Source organism: Methylobacterium sp. WSM2598 (assembly GCF_000379105.1).
In the GTDB taxonomy this organism is placed as follows: Bacteria; Pseudomonadota; Alphaproteobacteria; order Rhizobiales; family Beijerinckiaceae; genus Methylobacterium.
In genome coordinates this window covers 3546152-3570215 of record NZ_KB900609.1, presented here as the reverse complement: position 1 = coordinate 3570215, position 24064 = coordinate 3546152, and the positions used below count along the sequence as shown (strand labels likewise).

At 71.3% G+C, this 24064-nt stretch carries 21 protein-coding genes, 1 tRNA gene and 1 pseudogene; 15 read left to right on the top strand and 8 right to left on the bottom strand.

The window, feature by feature from the left end; translation table 11 throughout:
- Window positions 1–97: 97 nt before the first annotated feature.
- Window positions 98–427: pseudogene (locus tag MET2598_RS0117015) on the top strand (catalase); the annotation flags it as partial.
- A 34-nt stretch (window positions 428–461) separates the two neighbouring features.
- Here the strand turns inward: MET2598_RS0117015 and MET2598_RS0117010 are convergent.
- The gene (locus MET2598_RS0117010) at window positions 462–1427 is read right to left on the bottom strand and encodes an IS481-like element ISMtsp16 family transposase (protein WP_026190780.1); all 966 of its coding nucleotides are present in this window, start codon (window positions 1425–1427) and stop codon (window positions 462–464) included.
- Window positions 1428–1675: 248 nt separating this feature from the next.
- Between MET2598_RS0117010 and MET2598_RS0117005 the strand changes: the two genes are divergently transcribed.
- Both MET2598_RS0117005 and MET2598_RS0117000 read left to right on the top strand, forming a co-directional pair.
- Window positions 1676–2152, top strand: a complete 477-nt coding sequence (locus MET2598_RS0117005) for a DoxX family protein (protein WP_018261671.1) — start codon at window positions 1676–1678, stop codon at window positions 2150–2152.
- Window positions 2153–2497: 345 nt separating this feature from the next.
- Window positions 2498–3604 carry an alpha/beta fold hydrolase gene (locus MET2598_RS0117000; protein ID WP_018261670.1) on the top strand — a complete coding sequence of 369 codons (1107 nt, stop codon included), beginning with the start codon at window positions 2498–2500 and terminating at the stop codon, window positions 3602–3604.
- Window positions 3605–3910: 306 nt separating this feature from the next.
- Here MET2598_RS0117000 and MET2598_RS0116995 read toward each other — a convergent pair whose 3' ends face one another.
- The 5 genes from MET2598_RS0116995 to MET2598_RS0116975 form a co-directional block, all read right to left on the bottom strand.
- Window positions 3911–4738, bottom strand: coding sequence for a CopD family protein (locus tag MET2598_RS0116995; protein WP_236728737.1), 828 nt, complete (start codon window positions 4736–4738; stop codon window positions 3911–3913).
- Between the two features lie 24 nt (window positions 4739–4762).
- Window positions 4763–5122 (bottom strand): copper homeostasis periplasmic binding protein CopC, encoded by a 360-nt coding sequence (gene copC / locus MET2598_RS0116990; RefSeq protein WP_018261668.1) that lies wholly within the window; start codon window positions 5120–5122, stop codon window positions 4763–4765.
- 10 nt (window positions 5123–5132) lie between these two features.
- Complete coding sequence (locus tag MET2598_RS0116985; protein WP_018261667.1) at window positions 5133–6074, bottom strand: hypothetical protein; 942 nt, start codon at window positions 6072–6074, stop codon at window positions 5133–5135.
- Between the two features lie 42 nt (window positions 6075–6116).
- Window positions 6117–6512 carry a hypothetical protein gene (locus MET2598_RS0116980; protein ID WP_210163406.1) on the bottom strand — a complete coding sequence of 132 codons (396 nt, stop codon included), beginning with the start codon at window positions 6510–6512 and terminating at the stop codon, window positions 6117–6119.
- A gap of 880 nt (window positions 6513–7392) precedes the next feature.
- A tRNA-Gly gene (locus MET2598_RS0116975) sits at window positions 7393–7467 on the bottom strand.
- 181 nt (window positions 7468–7648) lie between these two features.
- Here MET2598_RS0116975 and MET2598_RS0116970 point away from each other — a divergent pair.
- From MET2598_RS0116970 to MET2598_RS0116960, 3 genes are all read left to right on the top strand, one after another.
- Window positions 7649–8296, top strand: a complete 648-nt coding sequence (locus MET2598_RS0116970) for a Maf-like protein (protein WP_012334044.1) — start codon at window positions 7649–7651, stop codon at window positions 8294–8296.
- A gap of 7 nt (window positions 8297–8303) precedes the next feature.
- Window positions 8304–8501, top strand: a complete 198-nt coding sequence (locus MET2598_RS0116965) for a DNA gyrase inhibitor YacG (RefSeq protein ID WP_012334045.1) — start codon at window positions 8304–8306, stop codon at window positions 8499–8501.
- A gap of 64 nt (window positions 8502–8565) precedes the next feature.
- The gene (locus MET2598_RS0116960; RefSeq protein WP_018261665.1) at window positions 8566–10281 is read left to right on the top strand and encodes a calcineurin-like phosphoesterase C-terminal domain-containing protein; all 1716 of its coding nucleotides are present in this window, start codon (window positions 8566–8568) and stop codon (window positions 10279–10281) included.
- Between the two features lie 10 nt (window positions 10282–10291).
- Here the strand turns inward: MET2598_RS0116960 and MET2598_RS0116955 are convergent, their stop codons facing one another.
- Window positions 10292–11083 (bottom strand): hypothetical protein, encoded by a 792-nt coding sequence (locus MET2598_RS0116955; RefSeq protein WP_018261664.1) that lies wholly within the window; start codon window positions 11081–11083, stop codon window positions 10292–10294.
- A 187-nt stretch (window positions 11084–11270) separates the two neighbouring features.
- Between MET2598_RS0116955 and recO the strand changes: the two genes are divergently transcribed.
- Entirely contained in the window at window positions 11271–12011 is a 741-nt protein-coding gene (gene recO, locus MET2598_RS0116950) for a DNA repair protein RecO (protein ID WP_026190779.1), read from the top strand.
- A 66-nt stretch (window positions 12012–12077) separates the two neighbouring features.
- On the top strand, window positions 12078–14324 hold the full coding sequence (gene parC / locus MET2598_RS0116945) for a DNA topoisomerase IV subunit A (protein ID WP_018261662.1): 2247 nt from the start codon (window positions 12078–12080) through the stop codon (window positions 14322–14324).
- Between the two features lie 160 nt (window positions 14325–14484).
- On the opposite strand, the gene MET2598_RS0116940 is transcribed toward parC, so the two are convergent.
- Complete coding sequence (locus MET2598_RS0116940; RefSeq protein ID WP_018261661.1) at window positions 14485–16263, bottom strand: long-chain-acyl-CoA synthetase; 1779 nt, start codon at window positions 16261–16263, stop codon at window positions 14485–14487.
- Between the two features lie 308 nt (window positions 16264–16571).
- Here MET2598_RS0116940 and MET2598_RS0116935 point away from each other — a divergent pair, with 308 nt between their 5' ends.
- The 7 genes from MET2598_RS0116935 (at window position 16572) to MET2598_RS0116905 (ending at window position 24061) form a co-directional block, all read left to right on the top strand.
- Window positions 16572–17870 carry an O-acetylhomoserine aminocarboxypropyltransferase/cysteine synthase family protein gene (locus MET2598_RS0116935; RefSeq protein WP_018261660.1) on the top strand — a complete coding sequence of 433 codons (1299 nt, stop codon included), beginning with the start codon at window positions 16572–16574 and terminating at the stop codon, window positions 17868–17870.
- Between the two features lie 17 nt (window positions 17871–17887).
- Window positions 17888–18835 carry a homoserine O-succinyltransferase MetA gene (gene metA / locus MET2598_RS0116930; RefSeq protein WP_018261659.1) on the top strand — a complete coding sequence of 316 codons (948 nt, stop codon included), beginning with the start codon at window positions 17888–17890 and terminating at the stop codon, window positions 18833–18835.
- The gene (locus MET2598_RS0116925) at window positions 18832–20202 is read left to right on the top strand and encodes a lipopolysaccharide biosynthesis protein (protein ID WP_026190778.1); all 1371 of its coding nucleotides are present in this window, start codon (window positions 18832–18834) and stop codon (window positions 20200–20202) included. The genes metA and MET2598_RS0116925 overlap by 4 nt, the downstream gene beginning before the upstream one ends.
- A 149-nt stretch (window positions 20203–20351) precedes the next feature.
- Window positions 20352–21326 (top strand): NADPH:quinone oxidoreductase family protein, encoded by a 975-nt coding sequence (locus MET2598_RS0116920; protein WP_018261657.1) that lies wholly within the window; start codon window positions 20352–20354, stop codon window positions 21324–21326.
- Between the two features lie 149 nt (window positions 21327–21475).
- Entirely contained in the window at window positions 21476–22912 is a 1437-nt protein-coding gene (locus tag MET2598_RS0116915) for a cytochrome ubiquinol oxidase subunit I (RefSeq protein ID WP_018261656.1), read from the top strand.
- 10 nt (window positions 22913–22922) lie between these two features.
- The gene (cydB, locus tag MET2598_RS0116910) at window positions 22923–23930 is read left to right on the top strand and encodes a cytochrome d ubiquinol oxidase subunit II (RefSeq protein ID WP_018261655.1); all 1008 of its coding nucleotides are present in this window, start codon (window positions 22923–22925) and stop codon (window positions 23928–23930) included.
- Complete coding sequence (locus tag MET2598_RS0116905; protein ID WP_012334057.1) at window positions 23930–24061, top strand: DUF2474 family protein; 132 nt, start codon at window positions 23930–23932, stop codon at window positions 24059–24061. Before cydB ends, MET2598_RS0116905 begins: the two co-directional genes overlap by 1 nt.
- The last annotated feature ends 3 nt before the right edge of the window (window positions 24062–24064 follow it).

Sequence of the window (24064 nt, the reverse complement as noted above, 5' to 3'; positions counted from 1 at the left end):
TGGCGAGAGGAGCCCCGATGAGCAGTACCGCCACCCCAGCAGCCGCATACCAGGCCGCCGTGCACGACCTGCTCGCCCTGGCCGAGGCGATCGCCGTGACAGACCCGCCAAACGCGGTTCGAACTGCCTGATGGAGGAGATCGGCGCCCGCCTGGCCAGAGAACCAGCGCGCTTCCGAGTTCTGGTGCAACTCGCCGAGTCGGGCGACGCTACGAACGATGCCACGAAGCCCTGGCCGGATGAGCGGAGGACGGTTGATCTTGGCACTCTGACGGTCAACAAGGTAGTGGCTGATAGCGCGAGCGCCGAGAAGGCACTGCTGCTCATGCCCAACGCGTTGACCGACGGGATCGAGGCGTCGGACGATCCACTGATCGATGCGCGGGCGCAGGCCTACGCGGTGTCATTCAGCCGCCGGTCGCAATAGGCGAACGAGCGTACCAATGAGCCGGAGAGGCCGGCTAGGTGTATGGTCCCGGTATGAGGTGGTGCGGGTCGATTTTGAAGCGGTCTGGGTCTTTGGTCCAGGCATGACAGATGCTCTGGAACGGGGTCTTCCAGCGCAACGACTTGAGATGCTTGGCGAAGTTGTAGGCTGTGACGAAGGCCAGGACGTGTGCCTTCAAGCTCTCCAGATCTTCATAGTGGAAGACTCTGACGGTCGCATCCTTGATGGTCCGGTTCATGCGCTCGGCTTGACCGTTCGTCCAAGGATGGTAGGGCTTGGTCAATCGATGCTCGATGCCGTGCTCGAGACAGACGCGATCGAAGATATGTGGACCGAGAAAGCGCCGACTCGGCCCAGTCCTGTTCTTCGGCAGGTCGGCGAAAGCCATGCCATTGTCGGTCAGGACCGTGTGTATCTTGTAGGGAAAGACTGCCACGACCTTCCTGAGGAAGGCTGATCCTTCCATCTTACCCGCGCTGTCGTGGAACTCGACGTAGGTGAACTTCGAGACGCGGTCGATGGCCAGGAACATGATCAGCTTGCCGTCGGCATGGCGCAGCTCGCAGCTGTCGATATGCACGTAGCCGATGTCGTAGGTCTTGAAGCGTTTGCGTGTCAGCGCCGTCTCGGCTGCCGGGAGGCGGGAGATGCCATGCCGTTGCAGGCATCGATGCAGGGCAGAGCGGCTCAGGCTGGGGATAGTCTCGCGCAGGCAGCCCAGGACATCATCGAGCGGCAGCAGCGTCCGCCGCCGGAACTCGACCACGATCGCCTCCTCGGCCGGCGTCATGACCGTGCTCCTGGGCTTCTTCGGCCCCATCGGCGCATCGGTCGTCACCGCCCGCCTGCGCCATTTGGCGACCGTCTTCGGGTTCAAGCCGTACTGGGCGGCAAGGGCGCGGCTACTTTCTTTCGACGCTTGGAGCTCGGCTCGAACACGCGGCGTCGTTCGGGCGCTGCCGTGAAGAACTCCTGCCATAGTGCATCCTCCACCAAACGCGTCAGCGCCGATGATGCACCATCACACTCCGGGACTGCACACCTAGCGGGTGATGGCCATTGTATCGGCAGCATCCGATGAGGCCCGCACGACACAGCGCTCGGGACCTGAGGTCACCGTGAAGGGGTGAAGGGTTGGAACGAGGCACCTTCACCCCTAAACAACAGCAGTCTTTATCCCGGGCGTCTTCAGGCGAGACGTCCTTGCTCCAGCACAATGGCCGAACCATGTCTGACAGCTTCACGGTCCACCGTCCCCGCTACCTCATCCCCGCGTTCGGCCGGCTGTACGACCGCCTCTCTGACGTGGCCTGGCTGGTTCTGCGGGTCACGGTTGGAGCGAGCCTGATCCCGCACGGGATGCAAAAGCTGTTCATGGCCTTCAATGGACCGGGTATGGACAAGTTCATCGCCAGCCTCGCCGGCCGGGGCTTTCCAGCCCCGACACTCATGGGGTGGCTTGTGGCGCTGACCGAGCTCGTGGGCGGCACGCTTTTGGCACTTGGCCTGCTGACCCGTCCGGCCGCCGCGGCGGTGTTCGTGTTCATGATGGTGGCGGTGTTCTCGGCGCACTTGCCGAACGGGTTCTTCTGGACCGACAAGGGCTTCGAGTACCCGCTGATGTGGGGCATCGCAGCACTGTTCTTCCTGATCCGTGGCGGAGGACCCTACTCGGTTGACCGAGCTATCGGCCGTGAGATCTGATCGATCACTCGCCCTCAACGCCGTGCTTTGATCCGGTGCTCTCGCCTGAGCGACTGGGAGTATTCCGATAATTCTAGCGCAGCTCCGTCATATTCTCAGATGTGGTGACGGATGAGCCGTGCGTTCCTTGGTGTGGGAAGTTGGTCCGGATTATCTGGACTGAGTCATCGGCGATTGCCATCAGTTATGACTGAGGTTCGCGCGCTCGAGCTACCTAGCCGGAGCGCGAGCATGCGTCCATGCTCACTTGACCGTTGCGACGCACGTGCGGCTGCGGCACTTTTCGCGAAAACAGGAGGAAGCGTCAGATGCAGTTCGCTCACCGGCACATGGAGCACTGAGGTAATGCGCTCGCTCCTGTTCGCCCTCGTGCTCCTCGCTCTGCCCGGCGCTGGCTTGGCAGAGGAAACGCCGCTCCAGCGCCTCGCGCTCGGAGACCTGCCGCTGGAAAGCGGCGAGGTCATCCGTGACTTCAGCATCGCCTACACTACTGAAGGCACGCTGAACGCGGCGAAGTCGAACGCTGTCCTGATGGTGACGGCCATCAGTGGAAACCACCACCGGATCGACTTCATGATTGGGCCGGGCAAGGGTCTCGATACCGACCGGCTATTCGTCATCAAGACGAACGCGATCGGCAACGGGCTGACCACCTCACCAAGCACGAGCACGAGCCAGCACGGGCCCGACTTCCCGCACTTCAGCATCCGCGACATGGTCGAGAGCCAACACCGGCTGCTTCAGCACCTCGGGATCACGCACCTCGTGGCGGTCGCGGGTGCCTCGATGGGCGGGATGCAGGTCCTGCAATGGGGCGTCAGTCACCCCGAGGTGATGGACGGGCTCGTCGCCCTCACGCCCATGGCCCGCACGACGGCGTGGTCCATCGCGGTCAACCACGCGACGCGCCAAGCCCTGATGCTCGATCCGGCCTTCCAGGGCGGTCGTTATACGAAGCAGCCCGAGGCGGGCTGGCGGATGCGGGCGGACGTGCTGCAGGTGCTCGCCACCCGCACGCCCGAAGCGATGCGGCGGCAGTTCGCCGAGCCGATGGACGTCGTCCCGTGGATCACCGCGCAGGAGGACGCGGTCGTGAAGTCCGGCTTCGACGCGAACGACTGGATCGCACAGACCTGGGCCTACGACCGCCACAACGTGGGAGACACAAAGGTAGAGGGTCGGGCGGTCTTCGGTGGAGACCCTTTGCGCGCGCTGCGCAGCATCAAGGCGAAGGCGCTGCTGATGTCGGGCATGCTCGACCTCTACAACCCGGTCGAGAACGGCATCGAGGCGGCGCAGGCAATCCCGGACGGGCGGCACCTCACGATCCCGAGTGTTCAGGGGCATGTGGCGGCCTCGCCCGGCTTCAAGCCCGCCGACCTCGCCTTCATCAACGCTACGGTGCGGAACTTCATGCAGGAGGTCACCAAAGATTGGACTACGACGCGGTAACATCCAGGCGTCAAGCCGCCTCGGCGAGGAAGAGTTTGATCGTGCCGAGGAAGGTGGCGGATCGCGATCTGCAAGTCCACAAAGCCGTGGCGTGAACGTGATTTTCGTGTCCGGCGCGCGACCTCCTCGTGCTCCGGCTCGCATTCACGTCGAGCCGGAGCACGCGCGCACGCTGACCTCGACCGGAAAGCCGGCGACGCGGATGTGCTCGACTCAGGCTGCGCAGCACTCACAGCTCGGATCCTCCACTTATTGGAAGCCAGAGAGGCCGTCCACGCCGCCTTCCTCCGGCCGTTGCGGATCACCTCACCCGTGCGGGTTCATCGTTCCCAGCACGCCCACGTCGAGCAGCACCAGCAGGCCGATGACCTGCTCGGCCGCGATCGAGCCGACCAGGGACCGAAGGAGCAACGCGGAATTCGCCTCGCGCACCTGCGGCAGGAAGCGGAAGCGGTTGAGTGCCGCTAACCCGATCATGAGCGCCACGAGAGCGATCTTGAGCGCGAGGACGTGCACGTAGGCGTCGGTGAAGGCCACCGATGCGCCGAGCACGTGCCACGTGTTGATCGCGCCGGTCACGGCGATGCCGGCGACTGCTAGCATCGCGACATTCGAGAACCGACGCAGCGCCTTTTCGGCGGCCGGCAGGTCGCCGCCTTCCCGATAGGAGGAGCGCACGACCTCGGCCAGCGGCATCAGGCCCCCGAGCCAGAGCGCGGCGCAGAGGGCGTGCAGGGCAAGGCTCACGGACCCGAGCGGGCCCCACGCCGCGGCGTGTCCGCTCCAACCTTCGCAGGCCAGCAGCACCGCCGCAGGAACGGCGACGAGGCTCGGGCGGACGAGAGCCGCGAGGATCAGCACGAGTGCCGTTCCGAGCCGAACCAGCCAGACCACCCGGAAGCCGCTCTCGATCAGGACGATCTGCACCGTCGTGAGCACGTCGCCCGTATCATCCAGCGAAGCCGCGAAGGCCCACAACCACGCCAGGAGACCGACGAGGGCCGCGGCCGAGAGAACAGCCGCCTGCCCGCGTGACAGGGCATCCCGACCGGCTTGGCCGACGTAGAGGGGAAACACCGACGCGCCGAACAGGATGACGAGGGCGACGTAGTAGACCGCCCTCGCTGCCGGCACCACAGCCTGAACCGGGTCCACGGGTCAGGGCCTGATCTCGAAGGTGAAGCTTCCCTGGGTGCGATGCGTATCTACCGACACCACGTGCCATGTGACCCGGTAGGTGCCGGGAGGAAGGCCGCGGGCCAGCGCGACGCGCATCTCCGCGCCTTGCGCCTGGACGCGACCAGCCGTGACGGAGTGCCCGTCCGCCGCCGTGACCTCCATGCCGGAGAAGTGCGGCTCCACGCCCTCGCTGAAGCTCAGCCGCACCTCGCTCGGCGGCACGGGCACGGTGCTGCCGACCCGCGGGCTGGCCGTGACCAGTTCGGCGTGAGCCCAGGCCGGACCGCCTGCCGCGGTCAGGATCAGGGCGATGAGCAGGGGAGTGAGCCACCTCAGCATCGACGTGCTCCTAGAAGAGCGGGCGACCGATCGTGTTGGGGAAGATGTCATCGAGGTAGAAGTGGATCTGTCCGAGCACGCCAACGTGCCGGCCGCTCTGTCGGTTCACCGGGATCAGCACCTCCAGCCCGAACTGCACCTTCTGACCCGCCCAGATCACGCCGGGGTTGATCGTGCCGGTAGTGGGCAGCCGGGCGAAGTTGTTGCTGACCGGGGTGCTGAACGAGGCTTCCACCAGCGGGATCAGGTGGTTGAAGAAATCGGGTAGGCCGAGATCGACGACGTTCGCCTTGAGGTACGGCAGGCTGTACTGGAGCGTGGCGCCCCAAACGATGCTGCGCGGGTTGTACTCGGTGTCGAAGGTTGGCAGCCCGCTGTCGGCGTCGATCCCGCTGAACGTGACCGTCCTCGACACACCGGGGATCGCGTACCCGACCTGCCCGGTGATGGCGAACGGCCGCGCCCACGAGAGGCTGTCCGGCAGGTCGCCCGCGCCTTTCCCGAACCAGAGCGTGGGCGTGTAGACGTTGAAGTTCTCGGCCCCGATGCGGGTCGCACCGGTTCCACCCCACTCCACGCTGAGGCCGGCGGACAGGATGAACTCGTGCTCGGGATTAGTGATGGCCTGATACTTGAAGGTGGTCTCCAGGTTCTGCCAGCCGCTGCCGCCCGGGCGGATGTGCGACCACGTCTCGCCGAACGAGACGCCGAGGTACTCGGTGAAGCGCTTCGAGTACTCGAACGAGAGATCGACCTCGCGGGCGTTGTCGCCGTTCTTGAAGATCGCGAAGGTGGGCAGCGAGAGTTCGTCTGCCACGAAAGGATCATCGACGGCGAGCGTGGCGGGGAAGAAGCGATTGCCGACGACGCCGTGGGCGAAGGCTGATCCTGCGCTGGCGAGCAGCAGCAGACCGCCCCCGACGCTGGTCAGCCGGCGAGAGTTGAAGGGCATGGGAATTCACCTGTCGGTTCGCTGAAGGCACGGCGGGTGCGATCAGACGAAGCGCGGCGGCGCGCGCTGCTGGACAGGTGGCCGGGGGAGCGCGATCGGAGGACTGAGGCCGGGAGGAGCCCTGATCCGGTCAGCGGCCTGGGCGTCGTACCGCACGGCGGATGTGGGCGGGCTGATCGGCAGGGTCGCAGACGCGAGCCCACCGCAGCGGATGCAGCAGAGGTCGTGGTGCTCGGCGTGGATCGGCTGCGCGGGCAGCGACGCGGTGGCGTCGGCGTGGGCGGGGCAGATGACCGCGCTGACCTCCTGGGCGGGCCCGACGACGACGTGGCTGACGGTCGCGCGCAGGGCGAGCAGCCCTTGAAGCGCCAGCACGTAGGCCAGGACGATGGCCAGCATTGTTCGTGGCCAGCGCTTCGAGGGGGAGAGCAGCCGCATTCCGCCAGCCTTAGCCGTGGGGTGGCGCGGCACAACGCGGTTTGATGCTGGCTGCTGTTGAACGGCGGATGCGTGTTCGGGCCGCAACACCGCGGATGACCGCTCTTCCCCGGGCCGCTGTTGGTCACCTCACGCGTGCGGGTTCGTCGTTCGCGGCGCGCCCACGTCGGGCGAGGCCGCAGCGGCGGTGGCAACGGGGGCGAGGATAGTTGTGGGCAGCAGGGGGCGGCTCACGCGGGGAGGCTCGGCGAACGCAAGACAACGGTTCCATACGCCCGCGTTTCACGAATTGGCGCGAAGGCTGCAGGGGGGGTCGCCGATGTCGGAAGGTCCGTTGTTGGGTGGCGAGCGGGCATTCCGGCGACCATCATCGAAGGTCCGGAAGTGGCGGATTGTGTTGAAAAACTCGGGAAGCGGCCGATGCGGTGCTCCACACTAGGCCGCGCGGAGAAGAGCCATTCGCGCGGACGCGCGCAACCCGATGCAAGTCGGCGTATGGGGAGCCGGAAGGAGAAGCTTCTTCCACACGGCGAGGCATAGGGCGAGGCGTCAGGCGTCGCCTCTGAGTTTTTTCAATACGATCGGCGCGTTGCCGACCCACGACGTTCGTCGCCAGACCGTGCGTTCGCACCGTCCGCGGCCTGCGCGACGGGCCGCAGCGTCAAGCCTAGCCATGGCAGAGCAAGCCTCCACCATCCTCGCGGCCCGATGGAAGTCACGCGGGCTGATGGCACAACGGAGCGAGCCCTCACGCCCTTGCCGGTCGGATGCGGACGTACCCTGAACGGATAAGAGGAACGGCGGGGAACACCATGGGGAACATGGGGAACACCTCGACCACCGAGGTCAACCGAAGCAGCAGCGGGATCAAGGAGTTGGATGGAGCGGGCGATCGGGATCGAACCGACGACATTCAGCTTGGGAAGCTGACGTTCTACCACTGAACTACGCCCGCGCGGCCGCCGTGCGGCGCCGCCCGACCACGGAGCGCCCGAGGCGCCGTGCCGGATTGGTCGGGACCCTAAGCAAACTCGGCGGCTTTGTCCACGGGGGTTTTCGCCGTGGCTGGACGGCGGGCGCGAGATAGGGCAGGTGCGGCGCCGAGACGACCACCTTCACCGGAACCAGGGCGCGCCATGATCGAGTCTCCCCCCCCTGCGCCGGGCACGCGGCCGAAGCTCGTGCTCGCCTCGGGATCGCCGCGGCGCCTCGCGCTGCTGCAGCAGGCGGGCATCGAGCCGGACGCGCTGCTCCCCGCCGACCTCGACGAGACGCCCCTCAAGGGCGAGCGCCCGCGCGAACTGGTGCGCCGCCTCGCCCGCGCCAAGCTCGACGTGGCCCTCACGGCCGCCCGGCACGGGGAGGATCTGCGCGGCGCCTACGTGGTCTCGGCCGACACCGTGGTGGCGGTCGGGCGGCGCATCCTGCCCAAGACCGAGGTCTCGGACGAGGCCGAGGCCTGCCTGCGGCTGCTGTCCGGGCGCACCCACCGCGTCTACACCGCCGTCTGCATCGCGGGGCCGCGCGACCGCACCCGCGAGCGCCTCGTCGAGACCCGCGTGCGCTTCAAGCGCCTGAACGCCCGCGAGATCGAGGCTTACGTCGCGAGCGGCGAGTGGCGCGGCAAGGCCGGCGGCTACGCCATCCAGGGGCTCGCCGGCAGCTTCGTGGTCAAGCTCGTCGGCTCCTACAGCGCCGTGGTCGGGCTCCCGCTCTACGAGACGGTCGGCCTCCTCGAAGGGGAGGGATTCCCGGTGCGCGCCGCCTGGCGCGCCGCCGCCTGAGGCCCGCATGGGAGCCGACCCGCCCGCCCCCGAGGCGAAGCGCCCGCCCTGCCCGATCTGCGGCAGGCCGGCGGCGGAGCCGTTCCGGCCCTTCTGCTCGAAGCGCTGCGCCGATGTCGACCTGCAGCGCTGGCTGAGCGGCCGCTACGCCATTCCCGCCCGCGAGGACGAGGGGCCCGGCGAGGAGGACAGCGGCGAATCCTGACCGTACCGTCATCCGCGCTTCAAGCGCCGGTGCTTGAAACCCCGGCGCGGCACGGGAGGGGCGGATGACGGAGCGAATCACTCTGACGCGGCGGGAGACCGTGGCGGGCGCGGCGGCCCTCGCCCTGGCGCCGCGCGGCGCCGGCGCCCAGGGGGCGGAGGTCGGTGCGGAGGTCACCGGGGTCGTCTACGAGGACCGCGCCGGACGCGGCCGGCGCGGGCCCGACGATCCGGGCCTCCCGGACGTGCTGGTCTCGAACGGCCGCGAGGTCGTCCGCACCGACACGCAGGGCCGCTACCGCCTCCCGCTCTCCGACGAGGGCATGGTCTTCGTCATCAAGCCCAGCGGCTACGCGCTGCCGCGGGACGCGGACAACATCCCCCGCTTCGCCTACCTGCACCAGCCGAACGGCAGCCCCGCCGCGCTGAGCCTGCGCTATCCCGGCATCGCCCCGACCGGGCCCCTGCCGGCCTCCGTCGATTTCGGCCTCACCCCGGCGCAGGAGGGCGGCGATTTCGACGTGATCCTGTTCACCGACCCGCAGCCCGAGAGCCAGACCGAACTCGACTACGTGCGCGACACGGCCGTGACCCGGGCCATGGGGATCGAGGCGGCCTTCGGCATCACCGCCGGCGACGTGCTGTTCGACGACCTCTCCCTCTACGGCCGGCACAACCGCATCATGGGCCGGATCGGCCTGCCGTGGTTCCACATCGGCGGCAACCACGACCTCAACTTCGAGGCGACGGACGCGCGCCACAGCCGCGAGACCTTCAAGCGGGTCTACGGCGCGCCCTACTACGCCCTCCACCACGGCGGCGTGCTGTTCCTGCTCCTCGACAACGTCCACTACCTCGGCGCCGCGACCGGCACGCCGGAGCGGGGCGGGCGCTACGAGGGCCGGTTCGGCGAGGCGCAGCTCGCCTTCGTGGAGGCGGTGCTGCGCGAGACGCCCCGCGAAAGCCTCGTGGTCGTGGCGATGCACATCCCGCTCGCGACCGATCTCGGGCCGGACGACCCGTCGCTGAGCACCGTCGACCGGCAGTCCCTGCTGCGGCTGCTCGCGGGCCGCCCCTGCTTCAGCGTCTCGGGCCACACCCACACGACCGAGCACCACTACCTCGACGCGGCCGGCCGCCCCGGCGCCACCGGGCCCGACGCCCATCATCACCACGTGCTGACCGCGGTGTCGGGCTCCTGGTGGAGCGGCCCGCCCGACCGCCGCGGCATCGCCACCGCGGACAGCCGCGACGGCGCGCCGCACGGCTTCCACGTCCTCAGCATCCGGGGCGGGCGCCACTACACGACCCGCTACGTGCCGGCGAGCGAGGATGCCGGGCGCCAGATGCGCATCGTGCTGGAGAGCCAGTTCCACAGCGACGACCTCGCGCGGCTGCCCGACACGCGGCTCTACGCCCTGTTCGGCTCGCCGGTCCCGGCCGAGAGCGCGGCGGCCTCCCTGCTCGTCGTCAACGTCTTCGACGGCGGTCCGCGGACCAGCGTGCGCTTCCGCATCGGCGACGGCGCGCCGCTGCCCATGACCCGCACAAGGCGGCCCGACCCGTTCGTGGCCGCCCTCTACGCGCGCTTCTCGGCCGCGCGGAAGTCCTGGGTGAAGGCCGAGCCGTCCTCGCATATCTGGACCGCGCGGCTGCCGCGGGACATCGCCCCCGGCACCCACCGCCTCAGCGTCGAGGCGACCGACGAGTACGGCCGCCTCCACCGGGACGGGATCGTGCTCGAAGTGGTCGCCGGCGAGGGCCGCCCGCGCGGCATCTGACGGCCTGCCGTCAGAGCCGGCTCGGCAGGCTGATGACCGCGTCCACCGTGTCCTTGATCGCCTTGCCGGCGGGCGCGAAGTCCGGGATCGGCACGCCCAGGAAGGTCCTCTCCTCCGGGGCAGCGGGCGCGGCCTCCGGGGCGGCGGGCGCCGGCTTGGCCGCGGCCACGCGCGCGGACTCGGTCCTCTCGCGCTTGGCCGCCTGCTTCGGCACCGGCTTCGCGGGCTTCGCGGCGGCCTTGGCCGGAATGGGTGCGGGCTTGACCGGGTCGGGCGCGGCCTCGCGCATCGCCTCGGCCTTGGGCGGCGCCGGAGGCGACGCGGGCGCCTCCCTGGGCGGGGCGGCCGGTTCGGGTGCCGGGCGCTCGAAGCGCTGGGGCGGGTTGAGCGTCCCCGTGATGAGACTTTCGGCCCGGGCCGGGGCGGGCGCGGCCAGGGCGGGCGCGGCCGGGGCGGGCGCGAGCGGTGCCGGCGAGGGGGCCGCGGGCGCTTCGGCGGGCTTGGGCGTCGCGGCCGGCGCGAGCGCGACGACGCGCGCGGGCGGCGCCTCCGGCGCGATCGCCGGCGTCTCGGCGCGCAGGGCCGGCACGCCGTCCTTGATCTCCGGCATCTCCCGGATCGGCCCGACCCGGATCCCGCTCGGGCGCGGGGCGGTGAGCGCCGACAGGGCCGGGTAGGCGAGGGCGCCCAGGGTGGCGAGGCCCAGGAGGCCGGCCGCGCCGAGCATCAGCGGCCCGCGCAGCCGGGAGCGCGCCGCCGCCTGCGGGCGCCGATCCGAGGGATCGATCTCGACGGACATCATGCTCACTCGACTCCGACTTTTCCGTCTTTCCCCGCTTGACAGCATCACGGCGAATCAGGCGCGAAGATGTCGGGCGGTGGCCGACCTTCGCGAAATAGCGGTGACGCCTCACGAATCGGTTAGCGTGGCGGTTCGCCGCCCGCGGGCCGGCGTACTGTTTCGCGACATCGCGGCCTATCTCGGGTTCATGCAGTGGAGCGATGAGGGCCTCGTCCTCGGGGCACGGCGGCTGGGCGAGACGGGCGTGGTGCTCGAACTGATGACGGCCGCGCACGGGCGCCACCTCGGCCTCGTCCATGGCGGGCGCTCGCGCCGGATGCAGCCGGTGCTCCAGCCCGGCAACCGGGTGCGCGCGGTCTGGCGGGCGCGGCTCGACGACGGCCTCGGCAGCTTCGCGGTCGAGCCGCTGGACAGCGCGGCCGCCCGCCTGATCGGGTCACGCCTCGCCCTCTACGGCCTCGCCCACGCCGCCGCGCTCCTGCGGCTCCTGCCGGAGCGCGACCCGCATCCGGGCCTCTACGAGGCCGCCCGGGTGCTGATCGACCACCTCGCCGACGCGGCGATCGCGCCACCCCTGATGGTGCGGTTCGAACTCGCCGTGCTCGCCGAACTCGGCTTCGGCCTCGATCTCTCGGCCTGCGCGGCGACCGGCTCCAACGCCTACCTCGCCTACGTCTCGCCCAAGAGCGGCCGGGCGGTGAGCGCCGCCGCCGGCGAGCCCTGGCGCGACAGGCTGCTCGCCCTGCCGGACTTCCTGGTGGCGCGCGAGGCCGGCGGCACCGGCGCGACGCCCACCGCCCGAACCGTTCGCCAGGGATTTACCTTGACGGGATATTTCCTCGACCAGCACGTCTGGGCGCCGCGCGGCCTCGCGCCGCCCGAGGCGCGCGAGCGATTCGTCGCACTCGGCACCGCGGATGCGGGCTGATGTTCGTGTTATGTTCCGCGCTTCCGAGCCGGACATCGTAGAGCTGAGGGGGGACAAGCGGGAGTCATGGGCAAGCCGTTCGAGCCGCCATCCGACCGCGACGGGATCGAGAACGTCGAGCTGAAAACGGCGCTGGAGGAGCGCTACCTCGCCTACGCGCTCTCGACGATCATGCACCGCGCGCTGCCGGACGCGCGCGACGGGCTCAAGCCCGTCCACCGGCGCATCCTCTACGCGATGAGGATGCTGCGCCTCGACCCGGGCACCGCGCACAAGAAGTGCGCCCGCGTGGTCGGCGACGTGATCGGCAAGTACCACCCGCACGGCGACACGGCGGTCTACGACGCGCTGGTGCGCCTCGCGCAGGATTTCGCGCAGCGCTACCCGCTGGTCGACGGCCAGGGCAATTTCGGCAACATCGACGGCGACAACCCGGCGGCCCAGCGCTACACCGAGTGCCGGATGACCGAGGTGGCGCGGCTCCTCCTGGACGGGATGGAGGAGGACGCGGTCGATTTCCGGCCGAACTACGACGGCCAGGAGGAGGAGCCGGTCGTGCTCCCGGCCGCCTTCCCGAACCTGCTCGCCAACGGCGCCCAGGGCATCGCGGTCGGCATGGCGACCTCGATCCCGCCCCACAACGCCGCCGAACTCTGCGACGCGGCGCTCTACCTCATCACCCACCCGACCGCGACCTCCGCGCAGCTGACGAGCTTCGTGAAGGGCCCGGACTTCCCGACCGGGGGCGTGGTGATCGACTCGGCCGAGGCCATCGCGGAGGCCTACCGGACCGGCCGCGGCGCCTTCCGGATCCGCGCCCGCTGGACGCGGGAGGATCTCGGCCGCGGCCTCTGGCAGGTGGTGGTCACCGAGATCCCCTACGGCGTGCCGAAGGCGCGGCTCATCGAGAAGATGGCCGAGCTCCTCACCGAGAAGAAGCTGCCGCTCCTCGCCGATGTCCGGGACGAATCGGCGGAGGATGTCCGCATCGTGCTGGAGCCGCGCTCGCGCACGGTGGACCCGGTCGTGCTGATGGAATCGCTGTTCCGGCTCACCGAACTGGAGAGCCGCTTCTCCCTCAACATGAACGTGCTGATGAACGGGCAGGTGCCCCGGGTCGTCGGCCTCGCCGAGGTGCTGCGCGAGTGGCTCGACCACCGCCGCACCGTGCTGCAGCGCCGCTCGCGCCACCGCCTCGGCCAGATCGAGCGGCGCCTGGAGATCCTGGGCGGCCTGCTCATCGTCTATCTCGACCTCGACCAGGTGATCCGGATCATCCGCGAGGAGGACGAGCCCAAGGCCGAGCTGATGCGCCATTTCCAGCTCACCGAGGTGCAGGCGAACGCCATCCTCGACACCCGCCTGCGTAGCCTGCGCAAGCTGGAGGAGATGGAGCTCAAGCGCGAGCAGGCTGCCCTGACCGCCGAGAAGGCGGATCTCGACGCGCTGCTCGACTCCGAGCCGCTGCAGTGGAAGTCGATCGCCGGCCAGGTGCGGGCGGTGAAGAAGACCTTCGGGCCCGAGACGGCGCTCGGCCGCCGCCGCACCACCCTGGAGAACCCGCCCGACACCTCCGACCTCGACCTCGCCGAGGCGATGATCGAGCGCGAGCCGATCACCGTGATCGTGTCGCAGAAGGGCTGGATCCGGGCGCTCAAGGGCCACGTCGCCGATCTCTCGACCGTGCAGTTCAAGGGCGACGACGCGCTCAAGCTGAGCTTCCCGACCGAGACGACCGCGAAGCTCCTGGTTCTCGCCACCAACGGCAAGGTCTTCACCCTGGACGCGGCCAAGCTCCCGGGCGGGCGCGGCTTCGGCGACCCGATCCGCCTGATGGCCGATCTCGACGAGGGCAGCGACATCGTCACGGTCTTCCCCTTCCGGGCGGGGGCGAAGCTCTTGTTCGGCACGAGCGACGGGCGCGGCTTCACCACGCTCGCGGACGGGCTGGTGGCGAATACCCGCAAGGGCAAGCAGGTCGTGGCCCTCGACGGCGCCGCCACGGTGACCCACTGCGTCGAGGCCGGGGCGGGCGACCACGTGGCGGCCTGCGGCGAGAACCGCCTGCTGGTGGTCTTCCCGCTCACCGAGATCCCCGACATGGCCCGCGGCAAGGGCGTCCGGCTGCAGCGCTACCGGGAGAGCACGCTCGCCTATCTGAGCGTCTTCAGGCTCGCCGAGGGCCTGAGCTGGCCCGACAGCGCTGGGCGCACGCGCACCGTCGTCGGCGAGGAACTGGCGAAGTGGGTGGGCCACCGCGGCACCGTCGGCGCGATGGCGCCGCGGGGCTTCCCGCGCAGCAACCGGCCGTAGCCGAGACGGAACCAGCGGTCATGGGACATGACCGCTGGGATCATCCGACATCCGGTTGATGGCTTCGCCATCTCCCATTTCGGCAAGGCGGATGTTGTCTTCGCTCAGGCGCCGTGCGGGCTCGTGATCCGGGATCCGCTTCGATCAAGCGGATCCCGGATCAGACCCGCACGTCCCCGCCCACGATGCGCCCGTGCAGCTCCGCGTCGAGCGGCACGTAGGCCCCCTGCGCGGCGTCGTCGAAATAGAGCGGGTCGCCCGTCCGCGCCGGATCGAACCCCGCCTCGACCAGCGCCTGCTTCTTCTGCTTGAAGGTCTCGGTGATCTCGAAATCCCGGCACAGCCGCAGGAAGAGCGGGCGCGCGTAGGCGGGCAGTTCGGCGGCGAGATGCGCCCGCAGGCCGGCGAGCTCGAAGCCCTCCGCCACGGTCAGCGCCGCCATGCCGGCGCGCCCCTCCGTGCCCGGGACGGCGACCCCGTACACCACCGCCTCGGTCACGCCCGGCGCCCGCGCGAGCGCCGCCGCCACCTCCGTCGTCGCCACGTTCTCGCCCTTCCAGCGGAAGGTGTCCCCGACCCGGTCCACGAAGCTGTAGAAGCCCTGCCGGTCGACCCGCATCAGGTCCCCGGTGCGGAACCACGCGTCGCCGGGGGCGAACACGTCGCGCAGGACCTTGGCCTCGCTCGCCGCCTCGCTGGTATAGCCCTCGAAGCGCTGGCTGCCGACCTCGCGCGCGAGGCGCCCGATCAGCTCCCCGGCCTCGCCCGGCGGGCAGCGCAGGCAGAGCCCGTCCGGGCCGCGGGCCGGCGCGCCGGTCTCCGGATCGTGCCGGACGAGGGCGGCCGGGGAGGAATGCGCCAGGAAGGGCGGCACCCGCCCGACCGCACCGACCCGGCCCTCGACGTTGCAGAGAGAGAGGGTGCCCTCGGTCGCGGCGTAGAATTCGAGGATGCGGGGGATCGCGAACCGCGCCTGGAACGCCTCCCAGATCTCGGGGCGCAGCCCGTTGCCGGTGGCGAGGCGCAGCGCGTGGGCGCGCTCCAGCGGGTGGGCGGGCGCGTTCAGCAGGTAGCGGCAGAGTTCGCCGATGTACTGGATGATGGTGCAGCGTTCCGCGACCACGTCGTCCCAGAAGCGACGGGCCGAGAAGCGCTCGCGCAGCACGGCGGCGCCGCCGCCCACGATCACGCTCCCGGGCGCCACCACGCCGCCGACGCTGTGGTACATCGGCAGGCAGCTGTAGAGCCGGTCCGTCGGTCCGGTCGCGTTGAGGCCCGCGAACCAGTGGCTCCAGGTCATCACCCGGTGGTGGCTCACCCGGGCGGCCTTCGGCAGGCCGGTCGTGCCCGAGGTGTAGATGTAGAGGGCGGTGTCCGCCAGCGTGACGCCGCGCTCCTCGGCCGCCGCGAAGGGGCCCGGGTCGAGCGCCGCGAGGGCTCCCGCGAGGTCGTCCGCCCAGAGCAGGCGCGGCCGCTCGGCGAGGTGCGGCGCGGCGCCCTCGCAGGCGGCCCGCAGCTCCGGCCCGACGATCAGGTGCGAGGGCGAGGCCGCCGCGATGCAATGGGCGAGGCCCGCCCCGGTGAGGTGGGTGTTGAGCAGGGCGACCCGCACGCCGACCCGGCTCAGCCCGAGCCAGGCCGCCATCGTGTCGGGCCCGTTCGGCAGCATCAGGCCGACCGCGGCGCCGGGCCCGAGACCCTGCGCCAGGGCCCAGCGGGCGTAGCGCCGGCACAGCGCGGCGAGGCCCGCGTGGCTGAGGCGCCCCCGCTCGCCGATCAGGGCCGGGGCCTCGCCGTGGCGCTCGCCGAGTTCGTCGATCACCCGCGGCAGGGTGCGCCAGGGCTGCTGGCCGATGCGCGCCGTGCGCTCCAGCGCCCCGAGCCACCCGCCCGCGGCGGATGAGCCCGCCCGGGCCACGGCCGCACCTGCGCTCATCATCCGCCGAACTCCCCGCCCGCACCCGCTGCCCCGACCCTGCGGCGCAAGGCTTAAGCAAGGCTTGCGGCGCGTGCGACGCCGCGCGCTCCCGCGCTCCGAGCGATCTGCGAAAGACATTCTTCAGCATGCGGCCGGTTCCCGCCCGACGAGCCCGGTTTTCCGCGCGGGCGGGAAGCAAGCCGCAAGGATATGGCGGTCAGTCTTCTGCCCGCGACGGCCTGCACCGGAGCGATCGTCCGATTCTGAGACATCCGGGTCGGTTCGGCGCTTGCAGGGCGGGGCGCACGAGGTTTCCCAAGGACGACGCCATGCGGCCTGAGACGATCGCGATCCATGCCGGCTACGAGGACGATCCGACGACCAAGGCCGTCGCCGTCCCGATCTACCAGACCGCCGCCTACGCCTTCGACAGCGCGGAGCACGGCGCCGCGCTGTTCAACCTGGAAATGCCGGGCTACCGCTACAGCCGGATCGCCAACCCGACCAACGCGGTGCTGGAGCGCCGGGTGGCCGAACTGGAGGGCGGGGTGGCGGCGCTCAGCGTCGCGACCGGCCAGGCGGCCCTGCACTACGCCATCGCGACGCTGGCCGATTGCGGCGGCAACATCGTCTCGGTGCCGCAGCTCTACGGCACCACCCACACCCTCTTCGCGCATGTCCTGCCCCGCCAGGGCATCCACACGCGCTTCGCCGCGAGCGACGCGCCCGAGGCGGTCGCCCGCCTGATCGATGCCGACACCCGCGCGGTCTATTGCGAGAGCATTGGCAACCCGGCCGGCAACATCTGCGACATCGCCGCCCTCGCCGAGGTGGCGCACGCCCACGGCGTGCCCCTGGTGGTCGACAACACGGTCGCGACGCCGATCCTGATGCGGCCCCTCGACCACGGGGCCGACATCGTGATCGCCTCGCTCACCAAGTTCATGGGCGGGCACGGCACCACGCTCGGCGGCATCATCGTGGATGGCGGGCGCTTCCCGTGGCTCGCCCATCCCGAGCGGTTCCCGATGTTCTGCAAGCCGGACGCGTCCTATCACGGCCTCGTCTACGCGGAGCGGTTCGGGGCGAGCGCCTTCGCCGAGCGGGCGCGCAGCGTCTACCAGCGCACGACCGGCGCGGTGCTGGCCCCCTTCAGCGCCTTCCTGCTGCTGCAGGGCATCGAGACCGTGGCCCTGCGGGTCGAGCGCCACGTGGAGAATGCCCGCAAGGTCGCCGAATTCCTGCGCGACGATCCGCGGGTCGCCTGGGTGAACTACGCCGGCTTCCCCGACAGCCCGCACTACCCGATGGCGCGCAAGTACCTCGGCGGGCGGGCCTCCTCGCTCCTCACCTTCGGGGTGCAGGGGGGCTACGCGGGCGGGGCGGCCTTCTACGACGCCCTCACGCTGGTCAAGCGGCTCGTCAATATCGGGGACGCGAAGTCGCTCGCCTGCCACCCGGCCTCGACCACCCACCGGCAGATGTCGCCCGAGGAGCAGCGCCACGCCGGGGTGCTGCCGGAGACGATCCGGCTCTCGGTCGGCATCGAGCACAGCGACGACATCCTGGCCGACCTCGACCAGGCGCTCGAGGCCGCGGGCCGCAGCCTGCTGCGCGCCGCCGAGTGAGCGGGAGCCGCCGCGCGATGCTCAAGCCCGCCACCCCGCCGCTCGCCCGGGCGGGCCGGCCGCGGCCGGCCGCGCCCCGCGACCGCCTCACCGTCGGTCTCCTCAACAACATGCCGGACGCCGCGCTCGCCGCGACGGACCGCCAATTCGCCGCCCTGCTCGGGCGCGAGGTGCGCCTGCTGCGCTTCCACCTGCCGGAGATCGACCGCGGGCCCGAGGCCCGGGACATGCTGGCGCCCCTCTCGGCGCCGGCCGACGCCCTGGAGGGCGCCGGGCTCGACGCGCTCATCGTCACGGGCTGCGAGCCGCGCGCGGCCGACCTGCGCGACGAGCCCTACTGGCCGGCCCTGGCCGGCGTGATCGACTGGGCGCGCGACCACACGGTCTCGACGCTGTTCTCGTGCCTCGCGGCCCACGCGGCGGTGCTGCACCTCGACGGCATCGCCCGGCGGCGCATGGCGCGCAAGCGCTCCGGGATCTTCGCCTGCCGGCCGGTGGCGGCCCACCCGCTCCTCGCCGGGATGCCCGCGGTGCTGCCGGTGCCGCATTCCCGCTGGAACGACCTCGCCGAGGCGGATCTCGCCGCGTCCGGCTACCACGTGCTGACGCGCTCGGACGAGGCGGGGGTCGACCTGTTCGTGAAGCCCGAGCGCAGCCTGCTGGTCTTCCTGCAGGGCCACCCCGAATACGACCCGGACAGCCTCGCCCGCGAGTACCGGCGCGACCTCAAGCGCTTCGGGCGCGGCGAGCGGGCCGAGCCCCCGGACCGCCCCGTCCACTACTTCGACCCTGAGATCGAGGCGGCGCTCGACGACCACGCCCGGGGCGGGTGGGCGGGCGAGCCGTCCTGCGCGCCGCCCGCCGCGCCGGCCTGGCCGCCGGTGGCCGCGCAGCTGTTCCGGAACTGGCTCTCCCTCGTGGCGACCCGCCGGGGCGCCCGGGCCGGCGCCGCGGCGGCGCCGTGACCGTCCGGCCACCCGCCCGGCTCGCCCGGCTGCTCACCGGCTCGGCGGCCCTCGCGGCCATCCGCCTCGGCGGCGCGGGCTTCGGCTTCGTCGCCCAGGCCTTCCTCGCCCGTTTCGTGGGCGCCCACGACCTCGGCCTGTTCTACGCGGCGACGAGCCTCGCGATCGTGGCCGGTCTCCTCGCGACCCAGGGCTACACGCAGATCGCCTCGCGCTTCGCGGCCCGCTACCGGTCGCCGGCCCGCCGGCGCCTGTTCGCCGCCTTCGTGGCGACGGCGCGCCGGGACAGCCTCGCGGCCGCCGCCCTGTTCTCGGGGCTGATCGCCGGGGCGAGCCTGCTCGCGCCGGGCCTCGACGCCACGACGCGCCATTGCGGGCTGCTGGCGGGCCTGCTCGTCCTGGCGACGACGAGCCTCACCCTGTTCACCAATCTCGCCGGCGCGATCCGGCTGTTCGGCCTGTGCTACGTGCCCGAGGGGATCGTGCGGCCGGCCGTCTTCCTGGTCCTCGTGGTCGGGCTGCGCCTCGCCTGGCCGGGAGCGACGGGCGACGCCGTCACGGCCCTGTTCACGGGACTGACCGTCCTGATCGCCGTGGTGCAGCTCCGGCTGCTCCTGCCCCACCTGCCGCCCCGGCGCGCGCCGGGACGGAGCGCGCGCCGGCTCAGGCGGCGCTGGCGGCGCGAGGCGCATTCCCTGATGCTGCTCTCGATCTACACCAACATCTTCGCGGATCTCGGCATCCTCTGCGTGACGCCGTTCCTGCCGAAGGCCGAGGTGGCGGTGTTCGGCCTCTGCCTCAAGCTCGCGCTCCTGGTCGGCTACGTCGTCCAGGTGACGCAGCAGATGGCGGTGCCGGACCTCGCCGATGCCCGCCGGGCCGGCGACCACGCGGCGATGCGCCGGATCGTGCGCCGCTCGCTCGCCCTGCCCGGCGCCGCGACGCTGGCAGCCCTCGCCGCGGTCCTGGTCGCGGGCGCGCCGCTCCTCTCGCTGTTCGGCCCCGAATTCCCGCACGGCGCCGCGGCGCTCGCCATCCTGGTCGGCAGCCAGCTCCTGCGCGCCCTCGCCGGACCGAGCGCCCACCTGGTGACCCTCACGGGCGCGCAGGGGCTCAACGCGCGGCTCTGCGTTCTCGCCCTGCTGGTCCTGGTGGCGGCCAATCTCGCGCTGACGCCCGCCTTCGGCGTGACCGGCGCCGCCGGCGCGGTCCTCGCGAGCTACGCCGCCTGGATCCTCGCCACCGCGCTCGTCCTGCGCCGGCTCGGGGAGATCCGCACCGACGCGCTCTCGCTCCTGCCGGGCGCGCGGAGGGCCGCGCCGACGCGGGAGGGCGTCCGGGGCCGCGCCGTCCTGAGCGGGGGGTGAGGGCCGGACGCGCCCGCGCGGCCGGCACCTCCGGGCGCGGCGCGCCGCCGCGCGCCGGGGAGAGCGGATCACGCCCGCCCTTGCCAGCCGGCCGCGCCTGCCTCACGCAGGGGCCGAGGCCGCCGGACCGGCGGCGGGGAGGGACGGTGATGAAGGCGCTCCTGTGCAAGACGCTCGGCGGGCCGGAGGATCTGGTGATCGCGGATCTGCCGGATCCCGTGCCGGGGCCGGGCGAGGTGCGCGTCCGGGTGACCGTGGCGGCCCTGAACTTCTTCGACACGCTGATCATCGCCGGCCGCTACCAGGTCAAGCCGGACCTGCCCTTCTCGCCGGGCGCGGAGGCCGCCGGGATCGTCGAGGCGGTCGGGCCGGGCGTCGAGGGCCTGCGGGTCGGCGAGCGCGTCATCGCCCATCTCGGCCACGGCACCTGCCGGGAGACGATCCTGGCCCGCCGCGAGGCCCTGAGCCCCATCCCCGACGGGGTCGGCGACGAGCAGGCCGCGGGCCTCACCGTCACCTACGGCACCTCCCTGCATGCCCTGCAGGACCGCGCCGCCCTGCGGGCGGGCGAGACCCTCGTCGTCCTCGGGGCCTCCGGCGGGGTCGGGCTCGCGGCGGTCGAGCTCGGCCACGCCATGGGCGCGCGCGTCATCGCCTGCGCCTCCTCGGCGGACAAGCTGGAGGCGGCCAGGGCCCACGGCGCCGACCTCGTCCTCGACTATTCCGAGGAGAACCTGCGCGAGGGCCTGCGCCGGCTCGGCGGCGCGGCCGGGATCGACGTGGTCTACGATCCCGTCGGCGGCGACTTCTCGGAGCCGGCCCTGCGCTCCCTCAACTGGAAGGGCCGGTTCCTGGTGATCGGGTTCGCGGCCGGGCCGATCCCCAAGATCCCGCTCAACCTCGTGCTCCTCAAGGGCATCGACGTGCAGGGCGTGCACTGGGGCGCCTTCGTGAGGAACGAGCCCGAGGCACACGCCCGCAACCAGGCCCGCCTCCTCGCCCTGGTGGCCGAGGGCCGCCTCACCGCGAAGGTGCACGGCGTCTACCCGCTGGAGCGCGCCGCGGAAGCCCTCGGCGTGCTCTCGCGCCGCGAGGCGGTCGGCAAGGTGCTGCTGCGACCCTGAGCGGGCGCCCGCGCGGCGTCCGGCCGGGCCCCGCGCCGCGCGGCTGCCGCCGGGCCGTCGCGGCGATGCGCCGCGGCGCTTCGGGACTTTCGGAAATTCCTGAAATGGCGAGATAGGACGCAGGTGTCGGCCTCGAACGGGGATACGTCATGCTGTCGACCTTGGACGCCCTGCTGCTCGCCCGGATCCAGTTCGGGTTCACGGTGGCGTTCCACATCATCTTCCCGGCCTTCTCGATCGGGCTCGCGAGCTACCTCGCCGTGCTCGAAGGCCTCTGGCTCGCCACCGGGCGCTCCGTCTACCTCGACCTCTTTAAGTACTGGGTGAAGATCTTCGCCGTCGCCTTCGCGATGGGCGTCGTCTCGGGGCTGGTCATGTCGTACCAGTTCGGGACGAACTGGTCGGTCTTCTCGGACAAGGCCGGGCCGGTGCTGGGGCCGCTGATGGCCTACGAGGTGCTGTCGGCCTTCTTCCTGGAGGCGGGCTTCCTCGGCGTGATGCTGTTCGGGATGAGCAAGGTCGGGCCGCGCCTGCACTTCCTGGCGACGCTGGCGGTGGCGGTCGGCACCTTCTTCTCGGCCTTCTGGATCCTGTCGGTGAATTCGTGGATGCAGACGCCGCAGGGCTACGGCAGCAACGCGGCCGGCCAGCTGATCCCGCTGGATTGGTGGGCGATCATCTTCAACCCGTCCTTCCCGTACCGGCTCGTGCACATGGTGCTGGCCGCCTACCTGACCACCGCCCTGGTGGTCGGGGCGGTGGGCGCCTGGCACCTGCTGCGCGACTGCCGCCGCGCCGTCGGCGGCCCGAGCGAGGGCGCCCGCACCATGTTCTCGATGGCGATGTGGATGGCGGCCCTGGTGGCGCCGGTCCAGATCGCGGCGGGCGACGCGCACGGGCTCAACACGCTGGAGCACCAGCCCGCCAAGGTGATGGCGATGGAGGGCCATTTCGAGAGCCACCCGGCCGGCGCTCCCCTGATCCTGTTCGGCCTGCCGAACCAGGCGGCGGGCCGCGTCGACTACGCCCTGGAGATCCCCCGGCTCTCCTCGCTCATCCTCAAGCACGATCTCGACGCGCCCCTGAAGGGCCTCGACACGGTGCCGCGCGAGAACTGGCCGCCGGTCCCGGTGGTGTTCTGGTCCTTCCGGGTGATGGTGGGGCTCGGCTTCCTGATCCTGTTCCTCGGCCTGCTCAGCCTCGTCGCGCGGCTGCGCGGCCGGCTCTACGAGTGGCCCCTCCTGCACCGCTTCGCGGTGGCGATGGGGCCGGCGGGCTTCGTCGCCGTGGTGGCGGGCTGGATCACCACCGAGGTCGGCCGCCAGCCCTTCACGGTCTACGGCCTGCTGCGCACGGCCGACTCCGCCTCGCCGCTCTCGGCGCCCGCCGTCGCGGGCTCCCTGATCGCCTTCGTGCTGATCTATTTCGCGGTGTTCTCGATGGGCGTGCTCTACATCCTGCGCCTGATGAGCAAGCCGCCCTCCTACGGCGAGCCCGGCGTCGAGGCCGGCAAGCCGATCCGCACGGCCGGCATCACGCCGGCCCCCTCGGTCGATCCCGACCGCGCCATGCAGCCGGCCGAGTGAGGAGGAATCCGTGGTGGAGCATCTCGACCTGACGGTCGTCTGGGCCTTCGTGATCGCCTTCGCGGTGTTCGCCTACATCGTGATGGACGGGTTCGACCTCGGCATCGGCATCCTGTTCCCGGCCTTCCGGCCGGGCGAGGAGCGCGACACCGCCATGAACTCGGTCGCCCCGGTCTGGGACGGCAACGAGACGTGGCTGGTGCTCGGGGGAGGGGGCCTGTTCGCGGCCTTCCCGCTCGCCTACGCGGTGCTGCTGCCGGCGCTCTACGCGCCGGTCATCGCCATGCTGCTCGGCCTGATCTTCCGGGGCGTCGCCTTCGAGTTCCGCTGGCGCGATCCGGGCCACCGGGCCTTCTGGGACCTCGCCTTCACGGGGGGCTCGCTGGTCGCGGCGCTGGCCCAGGGCATCGCCCTCGGGGCCATGCTCCAGGGCATCGCGGTCGAGGGCCGCGCCTATGCGGGCGGCTGGTGGGACTGGCTGTCGCCCTTCAGCCTCCTGGTCGGGCTCGGCCTCCTCTGCGGCTACGCCCTGCTCGGCGCCACCTGGCTGGTGATGCGCACGCGGGGGCCGCTGCAGGAGCGGGCGCGCCGCCTCTCGGCCCGGCTCGGCGCCGCCACCATCGCGGCGATCTTCCTGGTCAGCGCGGTGACGCCGTTCCTGGAGGGCCAGTACTGGCAGCGCTGGTTCGCGATGCCGCACGTGCTCCTGACCGCGCAGGTGCCGCTCCTCGTCGGCCTCGCGGCCTTCGCATTCTTCCGCGCCCTGCGGCAGGGGGCGGAGCGGGCGCCCTTCCTGATCGCCCTCGGCCTGTTCCTGCTCTCCTTCGTGGGGCTCGGCATCAGCATCTACCCGGACGTGGTGCCGGGCCGGATCTCGATCTGGGACGCCGCCGCGCCGCGCGCCAGCCAAGTGTTCATGCTGGCCGGGGCCTCCGTGCTGATCCCGATCATCCTGGCCTACACCGCCTACGCGTACTGGGTGTTCCGGGGCAAGGTCGACGCGACGGGGTACCATTGATGGCGGCGCCCCCCGACGCGCCGGCGCCGCTCTGGCGCCGGCTCCTCTGGTTCGCCACCCTTTACGGCGCAAGCCTCCTCGCCCTCGGCCTCGTCGCCTCGGTGCTGCGGGCCTGGCTCAGGGCCGGGTGAGGA